This is a genomic window from Pseudomonas sp. FG13, assembly GCF_057809755.1.
The window spans coordinates 58,700-75,950 of the sequence record NZ_JBMDKO010000017.1 but is presented as its reverse complement, the minus strand read 5'-3'; the positions used below and the strand labels follow the sequence as shown (position 1 = coordinate 75,950).

General features: G+C 63.1%; 12 protein-coding genes. 5 read left to right on the top strand and 7 right to left on the bottom strand.

All coding sequences use genetic code 11. The features are described from left to right. Nucleotides 1–14: 14 nt before the first annotated feature. Nucleotides 15–485 carry a DUF1289 domain-containing protein gene (locus tag ACODTO_RS15705; RefSeq protein ID WP_139648387.1) on the bottom strand — a complete coding sequence of 157 codons (471 nt, stop codon included), beginning with the start codon at nucleotides 483–485 and terminating at the stop codon, nucleotides 15–17. A 406-nt stretch (nucleotides 486–891) separates the two neighbouring features. Here ACODTO_RS15705 and acnB point away from each other — a divergent pair, with 406 nt between their 5' ends. Beyond that, the gene (acnB, locus tag ACODTO_RS15700) at nucleotides 892–3,492 is read left to right on the top strand and encodes a bifunctional aconitate hydratase 2/2-methylisocitrate dehydratase (RefSeq protein WP_139648385.1); all 2,601 of its coding nucleotides are present in this window, start codon (nucleotides 892–894) and stop codon (nucleotides 3,490–3,492) included. 367 nt (nucleotides 3,493–3,859) lie between these two features. On the opposite strand, the gene ACODTO_RS15695 is transcribed toward acnB, so the two are convergent. After that, complete coding sequence (locus ACODTO_RS15695) at nucleotides 3,860–5,140, bottom strand: serine/threonine transporter (protein WP_139648383.1); 1,281 nt, start codon at nucleotides 5,138–5,140, stop codon at nucleotides 3,860–3,862. A gap of 349 nt (nucleotides 5,141–5,489) precedes the next feature. On the opposite strand from ACODTO_RS15695, the gene ACODTO_RS15690 reads away from it, so the two are divergent. Beyond that, complete coding sequence (locus tag ACODTO_RS15690; RefSeq protein ID WP_489106697.1) at nucleotides 5,490–6,440, top strand: 2-hydroxyacid dehydrogenase; 951 nt, start codon at nucleotides 5,490–5,492, stop codon at nucleotides 6,438–6,440. 189 nt (nucleotides 6,441–6,629) lie between these two features. On the opposite strand, the gene tssA is transcribed toward ACODTO_RS15690, so the two are convergent. The 5 genes from tssA to ACODTO_RS15665 are packed head-to-tail and all read right to left on the bottom strand — an operon-like array spanning nucleotide 6,630 to nucleotide 14,205. After that, nucleotides 6,630–7,718: a type VI secretion system protein TssA gene (tssA, locus tag ACODTO_RS15685; protein ID WP_489106696.1), complete on the bottom strand. Its 1,089-nt coding sequence runs from the start codon at nucleotides 7,716–7,718 to the stop codon at nucleotides 6,630–6,632. Beyond that, nucleotides 7,715–11,581: a type VI secretion system protein gene (locus ACODTO_RS15680; protein ID WP_489106695.1), complete on the bottom strand. Its 3,867-nt coding sequence runs from the start codon at nucleotides 11,579–11,581 to the stop codon at nucleotides 7,715–7,717. The genes tssA and ACODTO_RS15680 overlap by 4 nt, the downstream gene beginning before the upstream one ends. Continuing rightward, entirely contained in the window at nucleotides 11,578–12,339 is a 762-nt protein-coding gene (locus tag ACODTO_RS15675; protein WP_489106694.1) for a DotU family type IV/VI secretion system protein, read from the bottom strand. Before ACODTO_RS15675 ends, ACODTO_RS15680 begins: the two co-directional genes overlap by 4 nt. Before the next feature lie 18 nt (nucleotides 12,340–12,357). After that, a complete protein-coding gene (tssK, locus tag ACODTO_RS15670; RefSeq protein WP_175363678.1) occupies nucleotides 12,358–13,689 on the bottom strand; it encodes a type VI secretion system baseplate subunit TssK in 1,332 nt (443 codons plus the stop codon). 51 nt (nucleotides 13,690–13,740) lie between these two features. Continuing rightward, on the bottom strand, nucleotides 13,741–14,205 hold the full coding sequence (locus tag ACODTO_RS15665) for a type VI secretion protein (RefSeq protein WP_139648371.1): 465 nt from the start codon (nucleotides 14,203–14,205) through the stop codon (nucleotides 13,741–13,743). A 223-nt stretch (nucleotides 14,206–14,428) separates the two neighbouring features. On the opposite strand from ACODTO_RS15665, the gene tssB reads away from it, so the two are divergent. The 3 genes from tssB (at nucleotide 14,429) to ACODTO_RS15650 (ending at nucleotide 17,243) form a co-directional block, all read left to right on the top strand. After that, on the top strand, nucleotides 14,429–14,989 hold the full coding sequence (gene tssB / locus ACODTO_RS15660) for a type VI secretion system contractile sheath small subunit (protein WP_139648367.1): 561 nt from the start codon (nucleotides 14,429–14,431) through the stop codon (nucleotides 14,987–14,989). 30 nt (nucleotides 14,990–15,019) lie between these two features. Beyond that, on the top strand, nucleotides 15,020–16,501 hold the full coding sequence (gene tssC, locus ACODTO_RS15655) for a type VI secretion system contractile sheath large subunit (RefSeq protein ID WP_024776583.1): 1,482 nt from the start codon (nucleotides 15,020–15,022) through the stop codon (nucleotides 16,499–16,501). A 244-nt stretch (nucleotides 16,502–16,745) separates the two neighbouring features. After that, a complete protein-coding gene (locus ACODTO_RS15650) occupies nucleotides 16,746–17,243 on the top strand; it encodes an Hcp family type VI secretion system effector (protein WP_024776584.1) in 498 nt (165 codons plus the stop codon). Nucleotides 17,244–17,251 lie beyond the last annotated feature (8 nt).

Genomic DNA, 17,251 nt, shown 5'->3' with positions numbered 1-17,251 from the left:
AAAGGAGCACAGTCTCAACCGCCAAACGCGTCCTTCAGGAACCCCGGCGCGATGTAGCGTTGGTAATGGGCTTCGGACAGCAGGAAAAACTCCCGATCGATGGCGTCCCGCAGGTCCGGCAGTTCCCAGTCGCGGAATTCCGGTAGCAGCACCATGCCGTAGGCTTCGAGGTTGTTGATCACCCGGGCGCCCCGGGCGATCAACTGATAGGCCCAGCAATATTCCGACTGGTGCGCGACGAAGCGGATCTGGCGCGCCACCAGTTGCTCGCGCAGCAGCCCGGGGTCGAACACCTCGAGTTTCGCCACCATGACTTGCACCAGCAACTGCTCCAGGCGCATCCACACCGCGCGTTTCTCGTCTTCGCTGTAGCCGTTCCAGTGAATCACCTCGTGGTGGAAGCGCTTGCAGCCACGGCACACCAGGTCACCGTAGACAGTGGAGCAAAGGCCGACGCAGGGGGTCTTGATGAGCTGGTTGGGCATAACGGAACGCACACGCAAAAGCAGGACAGGCCGGCATGTTAGCCCTTTGTCTAAGATTGATCACCCCTCAAACTTCCCGGCCCAACTTACCTTTAATTTTTTTTTCCCGTAGAATCAGCCAGCCTTTTAAGGCGCCAATGTCCGTTAGAAGCTGTTTTCAAAGCGTCACGAGCACAGTCGTTCCTTCAGAACGGTGTTGGCGAAGGGTCTTTCCAGCGGGGAAAGCCCAACGCCAACCCTCATCAGCTCCCCGTTCTGCAGGCGTAAAACTTTGAAAGCAGCTTCTGTGAGGAACCCCGGAAACCCTGGCGTGGTGGCTCAAAAAGCCCCCGACGCGCATGGGTACCGCGGGTTTCTGGATGAGCGTCCCGGACACCCATTTGGGACCACTGATGAGGGTAATACTGTGCTTGAAGCCTACCGCAAACATATCGAAGAGCGTGCAGCACTGGGTATCGTTCCCCAGCCGCTCAACGCCGAACAAACCGCAGGCCTGGTCGAGCTGCTGAAGAATCCCCCGGCTGGCGAAGAAGCTTTCCTCGTTGACCTGATCACCAACCGCGTTCCGCCTGGAGTCGACGAAGCCGCCTACGTCAAGGCCGGTTTCCTCTCCGCCCTGGCCAAGGGCGAAGTCCAATCCCCTCTGCTGGACAAGAAACGCGCCGTTGAACTGCTCGGCACCATGCAGGGCGGCTACAACATTGTGACCCTGGTGGAACTGCTGGACAGCGCCGAGCTGGCGCCAGTGGCCGCCGAAGAACTCAAGCACACCCTGCTGATGTTCGATGCCTTCCACGATGTGGCTGAAAAAGCCAAGAACGGCAACGTCCACGCCAAGGCCGTGCTGCAATCCTGGGCCGACGGCGAGTGGTTCAAGAAGCGTCCGGTGCTGGCCGACAAGATCAGCCTGCGGGTGTTCAAGGTTCCTGGCGAAACCAACACCGACGACCTGTCCCCTGCCCCGGACGCCTGGTCGCGCCCTGACATCCCGCTGCACGCCCTGGCCATGCTGAAAATGGCCCGTGACGGCATCGTTCCGGACGAGCAAGGCAAGACCGGCCCGATGAAGCAGATCGAAGAAATGCGCGGCCAGGGGTTCCCGATCGCCTACGTCGGTGACGTGGTCGGTACTGGTTCCTCGCGTAAATCCGCCACCAACTCGGTGCTGTGGTTCTTCGGCGACGACATTCCTTACGTGCCGAACAAGCGTGCCGGTGGTTTCTGCTTCGGCAGCAAGATCGCCCCGATCTTCTACAACACCATGGAAGACGCCGGCGCCCTGCCGATCGAATTCGACGTGTCGAACATGAACATGGGCGACGTGATCGACCTGTACCCGCACGCCGGCAAGGTCTGCAAGCACGGTACCGACGAAGTCATCACCACCTTCGAAATGAAGACCCCGGTCCTGTTGGACGAAGTCCGCGCCGGCGGCCGTATTCCGCTGATCATCGGCCGTGGCCTGACCGAGAAGGCCCGTGCCGAGCTGGGCCTGCCACCGTTCGACCTGTTCAAGAAGCCTGAAGCCCCTGCCGCCAGCACCAAGGGTTTCACCCTGGCGCAGAAAATGGTCGGCAAGGCGTGCGGCGTAGCCGGTGTGCGTCCTGGCACCTACTGCGAACCGAAGATGACCACCGTGGGTTCCCAGGACACCACCGGTCCAATGACCCGTGACGAGTTGAAAGACCTGGCCTGCCTGGGCTTCTCCGCTGACCTGGTGATGCAGTCATTCTGCCACACCGCGGCGTATCCAAAGCCGATCGACGTGACCACCCACCACACCCTGCCTGACTTCATCATGACCCGTGGCGGCGTTTCCCTGCGTCCGGGCGACGGCATCATCCACTCGTGGCTGAACCGCATGCTGCTGCCAGACACCGTCGGTACCGGTGGTGACTCCCACACCCGTTTCCCGATGGGCATCTCGTTCCCGGCCGGTTCCGGCCTGGTGGCGTTCGCCGCTGCCACCGGCGTCATGCCGCTGGACATGCCGGAATCGATCCTGGTGCGCTTCAAAGGCAAGATGAAACCTGGCATCACCCTGCGTGACCTGGTCCATGCCATTCCTTACTTCGCGATCCAGAACGGCCTGCTGACTGTCGAGAAGAAAGGCAAGAAAAACGCCTTCTCCGGCCGCATCCTGGAAATCGAAGGCCTGGAAGGCCTGACGCTGGAACAGGCTTTCGAGCTGTCCGACGCATCGGCCGAACGTTCGGCTGCCGGTTGCACCATCAAGCTGTCGAAAGAGTCGATCACCGAGTACCTGCAGTCCAACATCACCCTGCTGCGCTGGATGATCGGCGAAGGCTACGGTGATGCCCGTACCCTGGAACGTCGTGCCCAAGCGATGGAAGCCTGGATCGCCAACCCTGAGCTGATGGAAGCCGATGCCGACGCCGAATACGCTGAAGTCATCGAAATCGATCTGGCCAACATCAACGAGCCTGTGCTCTGCGCCCCGAACGACCCGGACGACGCCCGTCTGCTCTCCAGCGTAGCTGGCGAGAAGATCGACGAAGTGTTCATCGGCTCGTGCATGACCAACATCGGTCACTTCCGCGCTGCCGGCAAGTTGCTGGACCAGGTCAAGGGCCAGCTGCCAACCCGTCTGTGGCTCTCGCCGCCGACCAAGATGGACGCTCACCAGCTCACCGAAGAAGGCTACTACGGCATCTACGGCAAGGCCGGTGCACGGATGGAAATGCCAGGCTGCTCGCTGTGCATGGGTAACCAGGCACGCGTCGAGCCGAACAGCACCGTGGTGTCGACCTCGACCCGTAACTTCCCGAACCGTCTGGGCGACGGCGCGAATGTCTACCTGGCTTCGGCCGAGCTGGCATCCGTTGCATCGATCCTGGGTCGCCTGCCGACCGTCGAGGAGTACATGGAATACGCCGGCAAGATCGACAGCATGGCAGCGGACGTGTACCGCTACCTGAGCTTCGACCAGATCGCCGAGTTCCGTGAAGCGGCTGCAAACGCCAACATCCCGGTCGTTCAAGCCTAAGGCTTCGACGCTCGACTGAAAACGCCGCCCTTCTTGCGAGGGGCGGCGTTTTTTTTATGCCTGGGCTTTTGATGCAAGCCGGGCTGCCGCTATCGCGAGCAGGCTCGCTCCCACAGGGGATCGCATTTCAAATGTGGGAGCGGGCTTGCTCGCGAAGGCTGCGTGTCAGCCAACATCATGGTGACTGATACAACGCTTTCGCGAGCAAGCCCGCTCCCACAGAGGATCTGGGGTGAACACAATTTCCGAGGACACCACAGGCCTGTGGGAGCCGAGCTTGCTCGCGATGGCGGCGGCACATCCAGCATCACCGCAACTGACCCACCGCATTCGCGAGCAAGCCCGCTCCTACAGGGGATTTGGGGTGTCAAGCCGTAAGGGAATAGACCAGTGCAGTAATCGCCACCAGTCCCACAGATACCACGAAGACGTTGGACGCCTGACCACGATAGCGGGCCATGGCCGGGACCTTGCGGATGGCGTACATCGGCATCAGAAACAGGATGGCCGCGATCACCGGGCCGCCCAGGGTTTCGATCATGCCGAGGATGCTCGGGTTGAGCGTGGCAACGATCCAGCACACCAGCAACATGAACACTGCCGTCAGGCGGTCCAGGGTCTTGGCTGCCGGGCGACGGCCGCTCTTGACGATCAGGCCCTTGAGGCCTTCACTGGCGCCGATGTAGTGCCCCAGGAACGACTTGGAAATCGCCACGAAGGCAATCAACGGCGCCGCAAACGCGATGGTCGGGTTGCTGAAATGGTTGGCCAGGTACGACAGGATCGACAGGTTCTGCGCCTTCGCTTCGGCCAGTTGCGCCGGCGACAGGGTCAGCACGCAGCTGAACACGAAGAACAGCACCATCACCACCATCAACACATGGGCGCGGGACAGGATCTGCGCGCTGCGCTGCTCGGCACCCTCCCCATAGCGGCGTTTCTGGTCCACCGCGAACGCCGAGATGATCGGCGAGTGGTTGAACGAGAACACCATCACCGGAATCGCCAGCCACAGGGTATGCAGCAGCGCCGAAGGGGCCGGCAGCGTGGACGCGGTGCTCAAGATGCCGCCGCTCCAATGTGGGATCAGGAACACCGCCAGGAACAGCAGTGCAACGATAAACGGGTAGACCATCAGGCTCATGGCCTTGACGATCGCCTGCTCGCCACACCGTACCACCGCCAGCAGGCCCAGGATCAGCACCAGGGACAGCACGGCACGGGGGGGCGGCTGGATATGCAGTTGATGCTCCAGGAAGCTGCCCACCGTGTTGGTCAGCGCCACGCTATAGATCAGCAGGATCGGGAAGATCGCAAAGAAATACAGCAAGGTGATCAGCGCGCCGGCCTTGATGCCGAAATGCTCTTCCACCACCTCGGTGATGTCCGCCCCGGCGCGACCGGACAGCACGAAACGGGTCAGGCCCCGGTGCGCGTAGAACGTCATGGGAAATGCCAGCAATGCCAGGATCAGCAAGGGCCAGAAGCCGCCCAGGCCAGCATTGATCGGTAGAAACAACGTACCGGCACCGATGGCGGTACCAAACAGGCCCAGCATCCAGGTCGTGTCCTGGCGACTCCATTGGCTGAGGGTGGCTGGGGCTGTCGATTCAAAGCGTTCTTCGACGCTATTGGCCTGATCATTCATCCGGTCGGATCTCCGCTTTCCGGTCATATGCACCCGGCCGGGACGAGTCGGAAAACCCCGACAGGCAGCGCCCTGGCCGAAACAGGGGCGCGATTGTCCGGGATTAGCGAGCAGAAGCAAAGACTTAGCTGAGGAGCGGTGGTGAATGGCAAAAAATGCCAGGGCATGAGGTATCGCCGCTTTGCACCAGCTCCTACACTCACAAACAGAATCCACAAGACCTGTGGGAGCGAGCCTGCTCGCGATGGCGACCTGTCAGCCAACCTGGCGTCGACTGACTCGCCGCCATCGCGAGCAGGCTCGCTCCCACAGGGTATTCGTCAGTACGATTTGCCCACAGGAGCCCAGCATGACCGCAACCGTCCTGGTACTGGTTGAAACCGTCAATGACTACTTGCCGATCCTCGAACGCCAGGGTTATCACCTGGAACTGGCACCCACGCCGGCCGAGCGCAAAGCGGCGATTTTCGAGCATGGCGAGCGGTTCAATGCGGTGCTGACCCGCGGCCCCCTGGGTCTGACAGCCGACGAGATGGCGGCCCTGCCCAACCTGCAGATCATCTGCGTGATCGGCGCCGGCTACGAGCAGGTGGACCTTCAGGCTGCCCGGAACCGCGGCATCGTGGTCACCAACGGTGCCGGGGTCAACGCGTCCTCGGTGGCCGACCACGCCATGGCGCTATTGCTGGCGCTGGTGCGCGACATCCCCCGGGCCGACGCCTGTGTACGCCGCGGGGAATGGACGAAGGTCATGCGCCCTTCCCTGGCTGGCAAACGGTTGGGCGTGCTGGGCCTTGGCGCGGTGGGCATGGCGATTGCCAAACGCGCGGCCCTCGGCTTCGACATGAGCGTCAGCTACCACAGCCGGCGGGTACGCGAAGATGTGCCCTACACCTTCTGCGCCACGCCCACGGAACTGGCCCGGGTATCAGACTTCCTGATCGTGGCCACCCCCGGGGGACTCGACACCCGGCGCTTGATCAGCAAGCAGGCCCTCGATGCCCTGGGCCCCAAGGGGTTCCTGGTGAATATCGCCCGGGCCAGCGTGGTCGCCACCGACGAACTGATCAGCGCCCTGGAGCATCGACGCATCGCCGGAGCGGCCCTGGACGTATTCGATCACGAGCCCGAAGTGCCCGACGCCCTGAAGCTCCTGCCCAACGTGGTCCTGACGCCCCACGTCGCCGGCCTGTCGCCGGAAGCGACCCGAGGCACGGTGGAACTGGTGGGCCAGAACCTGAATGCATTCTTTTCCGGTAAACCCGTGCTGACACCGGTGCCGATGCCGGAGCCGAGTTGATTACAAAGCTGTAGAACTGACACCGAACCTGTGGCGAGGGGATTTATCCCCGCTGGGCTGTGCAGCAGCCCCAATACAATTTATCTGATGCACCGAGGTGTTAGGATTTAGGGCCGCTTTGCAGCCCAGCGGGGATAAATCCCCTCGCCACAAAAGCCGTTCATCTGAGCCAGCCATAGCACAACACGATCAGAGAACCCCCAACAACGTCCACAACCGTCGGGACTCGGCATCGGCGCTGATCAGTTCCCCCAGCAGCTCGCTCAACGGTTTGTTGCCCCACTCCACGCCCCGCCGGATCAGGTAAGGCACCGGGCTGTGGGGTTCGGTGCGCGACAGGTAGCCGGCGATGACCAGCAACTGCCGGTAGGCCTCTTCACGGCTGGCGGGCTCCTGGAAGACCTGGGCCGGCGCTGTACCCGCCTGGGCCTGGGCAGTCGATGGCGCGCCCGCGGGTGAGGCTTGCGCCGGCACGACAGTGGGCTGTTGTGGATGCATCGCGATGAACTCCTCTACCAGTGCCAGCAAGGCCTGTATCACGTCCTGCAGGGATTTGTAGCCGGGGGCCAGGTTGCCCAGGTAAGCGTCGCTCCAGGCTTCGAGCCGTTGCAGGTGCTGCTGGCTCAACATGAGGCTGCCCTGGCGATGCAGCCAGAACGACAACGGTGTGCCGCGAATCAGTTCGTCGAGCTTTTTCTGGTCGCTGCGCGCCGCTTCCGCCGAGGCCTTGGCGTTCTTGCTGTCGTTGGCCTGCACTTGCTGACGCCGCAAGCGCTGCCAGTCGTCCAGGCAGAAGCCGTCGAAGGCCGAGTCGCGGCCATTGAACAGCGGCACCCGCGTCAACAGCACCTCGCTATAGCGCCGGGCCAGCCATTCCAGCGGGATGACGCGCCATGACTGGTCGCCTTCTTCAGCCAGGGGATGCAACTGCTCTGGGTAGCGTTCACACAGGCCCGCCACCAGCGCCAGGCTGCCCGGCAAGCCCCCCAGGCCGGACAGGTGCAACCAGGCCTCCCCCAGCCAGGCGCTGATCATCAGGTCCTTGCTGCGTTCGAGCAGCAGCGCGGTGGCGAGTTTTTCCAGTTCCGGCCATTGGGCGCGCTTGATCTGGGACTGCCACACCCCGGTGGGCAGGCTGGTGTCGTCTTCCCGGCGTAACTCCCGCAGTTGATCGTATTCCAGCTCGTAGCGCAGGTCCTGGCCGCAGGGCGACTCGGCGCTGATCGGCTCGAGCAACTGGCTGATCAGCTCGGGCAAGGGGGAGATAGGTACGCTCACAGGCCCTCCTCACGGGTGGCGATGGCGGGGCTCGACGAGGTCGCCATGAAAGGTGAACGGGGTGCCTGGGTCGGCAGCGGCGGTATCGACAGCGGCAGCTTCGAACCCTGGCTCATCAATGACAGGCGCAGGAACATCAAGGTTTGTTGCGTTGTGCGGGCCTGGAGCTGGGCCTGGGCCGGACTCTGGGCTGGAATCTGGCCCGTTACCGGCAGTTGCAGGGTCAGCGGGAAATCGGTGTAGTCGACATTCGGCTGGCGTTGCACCGACACCAGCGAACGCATCAGGCGCAACAAGGACCACGGCCCCTGGTATTCCCAACCGGCCTCCAGGTCGCGCACCACCAGGTTCGGCTGCAGCGGGTCATTGGCCGGTCGCTGGTAACCGTTGCGGGCCCAGCGCAAGGTCAGCCGCACGGGCTGCCCGACCATCCAGCGCAGGTTCTGCTGGGCGTCACCGGGGTAGTTGATCTGTTGATTGCCGGCGTTCAGCCCCCAGGCGATTACCTGGTCGGCGCCGCGCTCCTCGTCGCGGTCGGTACGCCAGCGCACGTCCATTTCCACGCCGAGAATGCCGCTCTTGTCCCGCACGAACAGCGGCCCCAACCAGGTACCGGCCTGCTTCAACCGGTTCAGAAAGTCCTCGGCAGCCAGGCGCTCCGGGGTCTGGCTCAGTGCCAGCCCGGCCTGGGCCAGGGGCAGGCGTGTATCGATCAGCTCCAGCAAGCGCTGCACCCGCGCCGGGTCGGCGTCACTGGCCCGCAGGTCCTGGGAAAACGGAAAGCGCCCGGCCAGGTATTGGTTGAAGTAATTGGCCACATCGTTCCAGGCCGTCGCCGCCTGGTTCTGTTGCAGGTACAGGCACCGTTGCAGGGCCCCCTGCTGCAAGCTGACGGCACGCTGGGCCAGATCACCACGGCCGCCGGACAGGTTGGAGGTCTGCAGGATCTGCGCGCAGGAAGAGGTGTCCATCTGGTTGAAATCCCGGCTCACCAGTTGTTCCAACTGCGCCGCGGAACTGGCCGGGTTCTGGCTCTTGTACTTGAGCAACTCATCGTTGATGGCCATGAACCGCGACACCCGGTCGTGCTCCAGGGCCGAGAGATCGTCCTGCTGGACGATCAACCATTCCAGGGCCGGCATGCGCTGCTCGGCGATCTGCACCATGGCGTCGAACTGCTGGTTCAGGCTCAGTTTCAGACCTTGTGGATCGCTGGCCCCGTAGAGCTGCAAACCGAAATTCTTCGAGCCGTCCCAGCGCTGGACATCGGCCCGCTGGCTGAACAGGGGCTGGGCTTCGATTTCGTCCAGGCCACTCTTGATCTGCGCCAGGGCGCGACGGTTGAGCAGGCGCTGGAACCGCGTCGCCAGGTCGGCCCGGTGCACATCCATGAAAGCCTTTTGCAGCGCGACGGCCTGGGTGGTCTGGACATTGAAGCCCATGCCCGGCAACTGCTCCTCGCTTTCATCCAGGCTCAGCCACATGGCCCGGGCCGCGGCCCCTTCAGCCGTCTGGATCAGAGCATCACGGTAGTCCGGCGGGATGCGCGGCAGTTCCTCGTTGGCGTAGCTCTTGTAGCTGGCGAAATAGTTCAGGGCAACGCTGAAATCGTCGCTGCCGTCGCCCTGCCCCTTGGCATCGGCGCTGCCGCCAGAGGAGTCCTTCTGCAGGGCCAACGCCACGAAGTCACGCTTGAACAAGGCTTTCACCGCGTCATCCAGGGCCGTGACATGCTCCTGCAACACCAACAAGCCACTGCCCTGCTGGACCAGCAGGTTGTCCCGGGAGCCGGTCTGGACGATCCACTGGTCGCGAAAGCTCTGTTGCAGCTTCGCCGCCTGGCTCTCCAGGTCCTGGGCAAGCTCCGGCCCCAGCAAGGTGCTGTGGCTGACTTTGTCCATCATCTGGGTGTAACCGGGCACCAGGTCCTGTCCCTTGCCCCGGCCCCAAGCCGCGTTGGTCAGGTTGACCAGGGTCTGCAGATCGTCGACCAGGGCCATCAGGTCTTCCAGCTCGCTCAGCGAGTTGCCGCTCCCCGCCTCCAACCGTTGCAGGTGCAGCTTGAGGTAACCGGCCTGGCGCACGAAGTTGTCCGCCAGGAAGTAATGATCGAGCCAACGCTGCATCAGCCCGGTGAAGTTATCGCCGATCACCGTGCGTGCAGCGTTCAGGTCCAGCCCTTGCAGGTCCTGTTGCGAGCCCATGCCTTGTGCATCGAACAGCACCCGGTTGTAGAACCGCGCCCGGCTCAGCGTGCCGGCGTTGAGACTCAGCGACAAGGCGTTATTGCTCAGTTGCACCAGCTCATCCAGCGGTGCCTTGGGGTTGCTCACCGCCTGGCTGAACATCTGGTTCTGCTGTTCGAGGCGCACGGCGCGCTCCACCAGATCCTTGGCCTTCACGTAGCTCTGCCATTGCGCCGGGTCTTCGCTTTCCACGTTGCCCCGCCGCTCGGTGTTGCGGATGGCCTTGAGCTGCTCCAGGTCTGCCGCCAGCAGGTCGCGCAGGGGTAACACCCAGTGATGCCGGGCGGTCAGGCGCAAGCCTTGCTCCAACTGAGTGTCCACAGAGGAGAACCACGAGGTGGGAAAAACTACCGCAACGTAGCGCCAACGCGGAGCTTTCTCCAGCATGTTCCAATAGGTCTGCACGTTGTAGCGGGTCGGTTCCAGCTGCGGTTGGTCAGGGTCGACCACCAGGTAGTTCTTATGCGTGCGCAAGATCAACTGCGACAACCCCTCGGCCTCTTCCACCGAGTCGTGCCAGACCCAGAGCATGCCCCCCAACCAGACCAGGCCGACCACCAGCGCGACCACGCCCGCCAGTCGATGCCAACGCAGGCGCAAACGCAACAGGCGCGGCACGGGCTGGGCCAGGCCGCGTTCGGCAACGAAACGCCGCGCCCACAGTTGCCGGGCGAACACCGTCTGGCGCAGGACCTTGTCGCTGGCGGCAAACCCATCCCCGGTGACGGTCGGCGCCTGACTCGCAGTGAAGTACACGCCGCGAAAGCGCGGCGCCTCGCCCTGGGCATTACCCTGGAACACCGGTTCCAGGAGGATCTGCAAGGCCCGCCGCAACCCTTCGAAGCGCTCCGGCAGCCCATACAGATCGCCGCTTAACTGCCCCGAAAGCGCGCCGATTTCGATGATCGACTGCGCCAGCGCGGCGTTGACCTGATCCAGCGCCTGGTCGCTCCAGTGCGACTGCCAGGCCGCGTCGGGTGAGTACGGCGACGACCAGCCCAGCGTCGATTCCCGGGCCTCGGCGGGCAGCGCGCTGACCAGTTCCTGGAACCCGGGCAACTCTTCCATCCCGGTAATCACCACGTACACCGGCAGACTCAGGCCGAATCGCTGCAGCAGGTCGATGAAGCAGCGGCGAACCTTGAGGCTCAGCTCGGTGGTGTGCTCGATATCGTCGAGCCTGCTGAACGGCACAGTCCAGATCACCGCGTCCATCGGCCGGCGGCTGCGCAGCCGCAGGATCAGTCCCAACAGCCGCCACCAGTTGCCCCGTTGCCGGTTCATGCCTTCATCGGGCAGGAACAGCGCCTGGGGCACCACCAGTACCGCCCCCTCGGCATCCGACCACCAGCGTCCGAACCACGCGGCCTTGTCCGTTGGCTGCAAATGCCACTGGGTGCACAACTGGGCCCCGTCGGTCTCGTTGCCGAGCATCAACAGCCAGGGGATCTGGTAGCGGTCCCGGGTGCCTTGCTCCTGCTCCATGTGACGGACCGCCCCATAGAAACTGCGAATCGCCGCGCCGCCCTGGGTTCGCAGCCACCAGATCAGCGCCGCGATCACCAACACCACGACGATGACCAGCACCACCAGGGCGACGATGCTCACGGGGCTCATGAGTCCTGCTCCTGGACCACCGACTCGTTCAACTGCAACACCGGCTCGAGTTCCGAGCGGATGTCACGCCAGAACACCTGTCCCAGCCCGGTCAGCAGCAACACCATCGCCAGGATCGCCAGCCCCAGGCGCAACCCGTCGGGCAGCGATGTCTGCGCCGGCATGCGTACCGGCGGGGCTGCCGCCGACATCGCCAGGCGCTGGCTGACGTCGACATAGTCCGGCTCATGCTGCCAGGCGAACGTGAACAGCGCCGCGCGCCATTTTTCATGCTGGATCTGGCCGGGCTCGCCGCGCAGGCGCCCCTGGAACCCGAGGATCAGGCATTGCAGGTACACGTTCGCCAGGTCCCGGGTGCCGGGCATCTGCTCATCCAGCAGTTTCTTGATGGCCGCGGGCAGCCGTTCGCCAGCCTGACGGCTGGAATACATGCGTGATTCAAGGGGATGCTGCTGCCAGGCCAGTTGTCCCGGCCAAGGGGTGAACAGCAAGGTTTCGTCCACCAGGGCGACGAAGGCATAGACCAGCGCCTTGACCTGCTCGGTCGCCGAGTCGCCGACAGTGGCAAAGGCCACCCGCCACAAGCGTTGGGCACTACGTCCGGAAAACTCCACCACCCGGCTGATCAGGGCCGCGGAGTCGTTGTCCTTGGGCAAATCCTGCCATTCCTGGAACCACCTCAGCCAGACCTGACGAAACGCGCTGCTCAGCGGCGCCTCGTGCAGACTCCGGACCGCCCCGCCACTTCCGTCAGGCATACGACTCCCCTTTTGCGATCAGGCACTTTCACCGACTTGCGCGACAAACAACACCACTTGCCACGGGCTGCTGGCCTGGGTCGACGCCGGCGCCACGATGTGCAAGGGCAGTTGCCCGTCGAACCACTGCCCGCTGGCGGCCACCACAAACAACCGGGTGTCGTCGCCCACGCTATAGGCCACCTGCTCGTTGCGGCTCATGGCTTGGTGCGGCAGACCGCTCATGCGCTGCCGGCTCAACAGTGGGACATGTGGCGCGGACGCGATGATCGCGCCGCGCAACCAATCGGCGGCGGCTTGCTCGCTGGCGCCGTTGGGCATGCGCAGGCCGATCACCAGGCGTTGGCTCGGCTGGTCGTCGGGCAACTGGATGGAGAACACCTGCTCATTGCGCTCGAAAGCCAGGCTGCGATAACCGGCGCGGACCAGTTCCAGGGTGGTGTCGAGCCAGTCGAGCAGCGGTTCGTAACCGCGCTGCAACTCGAGGAAATCCAGCGGCGCAAACGCCGGCACGCCGGCCAACGGATCGAGGGCCGACCAGGCGCCGGCCAGTCCCAGCAACAAACCGTACAGCGCCTGGGGGGTCGCCACCCGCGTGTTCAGGCTGCCTTCGACTTCCGGCAGGCGCGCCCACAAGGCGGTCATCTGCCGACGGATCTCCAGCGCATCGTCCTGGTTGCCGGCTGCCTGGGCCTGGCGCAAGCGACCGGCGAGGAACAGGCACTTTTCCCGGGCCCGGGCACACAGCCCGGCCACTCGCCGACCGAGCACCGACTCGGGCAACAGCACCGGCGTGGGTGGTGTATAGGGCATCCGCAGAAAGCCGCCGCCCTCCTTGCGAATGCGCAACAGCGGCAGGCAGATCGAATCGGCCTTGCTCAGTTGCGTGCAAAGCCGCGGGTTCGGACGCCAGACGGTGATGGATTCGGGGAACTCGCCACTGGTGAGGTCCGGCAGCGCATCGCCGACCACCGATTGCAGGCGCCCCTTGAGCGGCAGCAATTGCCCGGCGCGCCAGAGAGGGCTGATCGCCAGGTACACGGTGACGGTGGCATCGTCGGTCTTGTTGACCGCCTCGGTGATGTCCAGCTCCAGGGTCGGCCCGACGCCGGCCTGAAGATTGACCGGCAAGCCGTCCGGCAAGGTGCCCTGCAATTGCAGCAGCCGGACCTGGCCGGCGCTAAGGGCCGAAGGGTCGACCTCCAGTTGACTGACACCCCAGAACCAGGGATTGCAGGCTGCCGCGACATGGGCGGCCAGGGCCTCGGCACGCAACCCTTGCAGTTGAAAATGTTGGGGCAACAGTTGCATGCCCTCATGCCAGCACACCGCGTCAGGTAACAGACTCATACGACTCCCTTCGACATCCCAGTGTCGCCGCACAAGGCGGCCCGCGGTCATTCAAGGCTGACTGGCATTGAGCTGGCCATCATCGACGAGGCTCATCTCACGACTGTCGAACTTCAGCCAGGCCTTGCGCTGATCGTCCAACCGGAGCCGGTGGGCTCCGGGAGTGTTATAGCTGGCGAAGACCAAAAGTCCAGCGGCGCGCCGGCCCTCCAGCGGAAAGGGTTGGCGGTCGATGAACTGCCCCGGAACCAGCTCCAGCCCCCACACCGACATGAGTTGACGATAGTCGCGCTGGAACTGTTCGCGCTCGGCGAACCACTGGCGGGCGGTGATCGCCGACAGTTGCTTGAGCAGGTCGGGATCATTCACCGCGATGAAATCCACGGCGATGGGCGTGTCGTCGTTGGCGCCGGACGCGACGTCGAGGGTCAGGCTGTCCAGGTCGACGCTGGGCGCAAAGAACGAGCAACCGCTGAGCGCCAGGCTGAAAAAAAATCCATAAAAAAACACACGCAAAATGAATCTTCCTTTTCGTCGCGGTCAAAAATTGTTTTTGCTTGCATTTTTATAGACCTGTTCTAGCGTCTTGGATAGTTCGACCTGCACGGTCGAATGGACCAGGTTCGTCAAGGGAATGACAGGTTTTCTGCCCTCCCTTTGCAACCTGCGGATCAGCAAGGGAATGCGATGAGCGGGCCTCCCGATGCATTGCTCCCCACATGCATCGGAGTCGGCCGCCATGGCAGAAAGTACCCAGCACAAGCTCGACAGAGTCCGTCCTCCCCGCGTCCAGATCACCTACGACGTGGAAATCGGCAATGCCATCGAAAAGAAAGAATTGCCACTGGTCGTCGGCATTCTGGCCGACCTCTCGGGCAAGCCATTGGACCCACTGCCCAAGCTCAACGAGCGGCGCTTCACGGAAATCGATCGCGACAATTTCAACGAGGTGCTCGCCTCCATCGCTCCCCGCGCCACGCTCCAGGTGAACAACACCCTCAGCGGCGACGACAGCAAGCTCAACATCGAACTCAACTTCCACCACATCGATGACTTCGACCCGGTCAAGGTCGTGGAGCAGGTCACGCCGTTGCGCCGCCTGTTCGAAGCCCGTCAACGCCTGCGCGACCTGCTGACCAAGCTCGACGGCAACGATGACCTGGACAAATTGCTGCGCGACGTGATCGTCAACACCGAAGGCCTGCAAGAGATCAAGTCGGCCCGGCCCCAGGACGCACCGCAAGAGCTGCCAACCGTGGCCGCCAACGATGATCCGGCCCCGGCCGAACCACAGGCCTGATCGTGCTCATCACTCAAGGGAGATAAAGCCATGCCTGCTTCATCCAGCGCTCAAACCAGCGAGAGCACGACCCAGACCTTGTCCCTGCTGGACAAGATCATCGCCGAAGGCCGTATGGCCCATGACGACAGCCAACAGGACTACGCCCGCGACATGCTGGCCGAATTCGCCACCCAGGTCCTCGACGAAGGCATGGCCATCGACAAGGACACCGTGGCGATGATCAACGACCGCATCAGCCAGATCGACCAACTGATCAGCGCCCAGCTCAACGAAGTGCTGCACCACCCCGACCTGCAGAAACTCGAAGCGTCCTGGCGCGGCCTGCACCTGTTGGTACAGAACACCGAAACCAGCACCCGGCTCAAACTGCGCCTGCTCAATGTCACCCAGAAAGAGCTGCAGAACGATCTGGAAAAAGCCGTCGAATTCGACCAGAGCGCGCTGTTCAAGAAAATCTACGAGGAAGAATACGGCACCTTCGGCGGCCATCCGTTCAGCCTGTTGGTGGGCGACTACACGTTCGGCCGGCACCCGCAGGACATCGGTCTGCTGGAGAAACTCTCGAACGTCGCCGCCGCGGCCCACGCCCCGTTCATTGCCGCCGCCAGCCCACGCCTGTTCGACATGACCAGCTTCACCGAACTGGCAGTGCCTCGGGATCTGTCGAAGATTTTCGAGAGCCAGGAGCTGATCAAGTGGCGCTCGTTCCGTGAAAGCGAAGACTCGCGCTACGTGTCCCTGGTACTGCCGCACTTCCTCCTGCGCCTGCCCTACGGCCCGGACACCCGGCCGGTGGAAGGCATCAACTACGTCGAAGACGTCAACGGCACCGACCACAGCAAGTACCTGTGGGGCAACGCGGCCTGGGCGCTGTCGCAACGCATCACCGAAGCCTTCGCCAAATATGGCTGGTGCGCGGCGATTCGCGGTGCCGAGGGTGGCGGTGCGGTGGAAGGCCTGCCGGCCCATACCTTCCGGACCAGTTCCGGCGACCTGTCGCTCAAGTGCCCGACCGAAGTGGCGATCACCGACCGCCGCGAAAAAGAACTCAACGACCTGGGGTTCATCGCCCTGTGCCACAAGAAAAACAGCGACATCGCGGTGTTCTTCGGCGGCCAGACCACCAACCGGGCCAAGGTCTACAACACCAACGAGGCCAACGCCAACGCACGGATCTCGGCGATGTTGCCCTACGTGCTCGCGGCCTCGCGTTTCGCCCACTACCTGAAGGTGATCATGCGCGACAAGGTCGGCAGCTTCATGACCCGCGACAACGTGCAGACCTACCTCAACAACTGGATCGCCGACTATGTGCTGATCAACGACAACGCACCCCAGGAGATCAAGGCGCAGTACCCGTTGCGCGAGGCCCGGGTGGACGTGACGGAAGTGGCTGGCAAGCCCGGGGCCTACAACGCCACGGTGTTCCTGCGACCACACTTCCAGCTTGAGGAATTGACCGCCTCGATCCGCCTGGTGGCGACCCTGCCGCCACCGGTTGCTGCCTGACCGCTGAAACCTGAGGCGAGGATGCTCGTTGTGGCGAGGGGATTTATCGAAACGTCGCACCGCCCCGCTGGGGCGCGAAGCGGCCCCAAATCCCGGCAACTCGGTCTATTCGAGAGATTGAGCTGACTGTTCAAGGGGCTGCTACGCAGCCCAGCGGGGATAAATCCCCTCGCCACAGGGGTTCGGCGTTCGTTTTTTAGCGGTATTGGGTACCCCCACTTGTCTTCTTCTGGAGTTCCACACCATGGATGCAATCATTCTCGACCTCGGCGGCGACATCAAGGGCGATAGCCTGCTGGAGGGTTTCACGGACAAGATCGAGGTCATGTCCTACAGCCACAACGTGGCGATGCAAGTCACCAACGACGTCAGCAACTCGGAGCGCACCTCCGGTCGACCGCACATCGGTGAGTTCACCCTGACCAAGTTCATCGACAGCTCCACCCCTTCCCTCAACGAATATTGCTGCGCCGGCAAACCGATCCCGCAAGCCGTCATCACCATTGGCCGCAACGCCGCCGAAGGCAGCGGCAAGATCATGCCCTTCATCGTCTACACCCTGACCAATGTCGTGCTGTCCAACGTCAGTGTCAGTGGCGGTACGGGCGGCAAACCGGTGGAAACCCTGTCGCTGAACTTCACCAAGATCAAATGGGAGCTCACCGCCCAGAAAGACGACGGCACCAAGGAAGGCACGGCGGGTACCACCTGGGACCTGGCGGCCAACAAGATGACCAAGTAAGGACGCTG

Excerpts from the sequence above, each read along its gene's own strand:
- ACODTO_RS15690 (WP_489106697.1), top strand. The coding sequence starts at position 5,490 with ATGACCGCAACCGTCCTGGTACTGGTTGAAACCGTCAATGACTACTTG.
- ACODTO_RS15695 (WP_139648383.1), bottom strand. The coding sequence starts at position 5,140 with ATGAATGATCAGGCCAATAGCGTCGAAGAACGCTTTGAATCGACAGCC.
- tssK (WP_175363678.1), bottom strand. The coding sequence starts at position 13,689 with ATGAGTCTGTTACCTGACGCGGTGTGCTGGCATGAGGGCATGCAACTG.
- ACODTO_RS15675 (WP_489106694.1), bottom strand. The coding sequence starts at position 12,339 with ATGCCTGACGGAAGTGGCGGGGCGGTCCGGAGTCTGCACGAGGCGCCG.
- ACODTO_RS15705 (WP_139648387.1), bottom strand. The coding sequence starts at position 485 with ATGCCCAACCAGCTCATCAAGACCCCCTGCGTCGGCCTTTGCTCCACT.
- ACODTO_RS15650 (WP_024776584.1), top strand. The coding sequence starts at position 16,746 with ATGGATGCAATCATTCTCGACCTCGGCGGCGACATCAAGGGCGATAGC.
- ACODTO_RS15680 (WP_489106695.1), bottom strand. The coding sequence starts at position 11,581 with ATGAGCCCCGTGAGCATCGTCGCCCTGGTGGTGCTGGTCATCGTCGTG.
- tssC (WP_024776583.1), top strand. The coding sequence starts at position 15,020 with ATGCCTGCTTCATCCAGCGCTCAAACCAGCGAGAGCACGACCCAGACC.
- tssB (WP_139648367.1), top strand. The coding sequence starts at position 14,429 with ATGGCAGAAAGTACCCAGCACAAGCTCGACAGAGTCCGTCCTCCCCGC.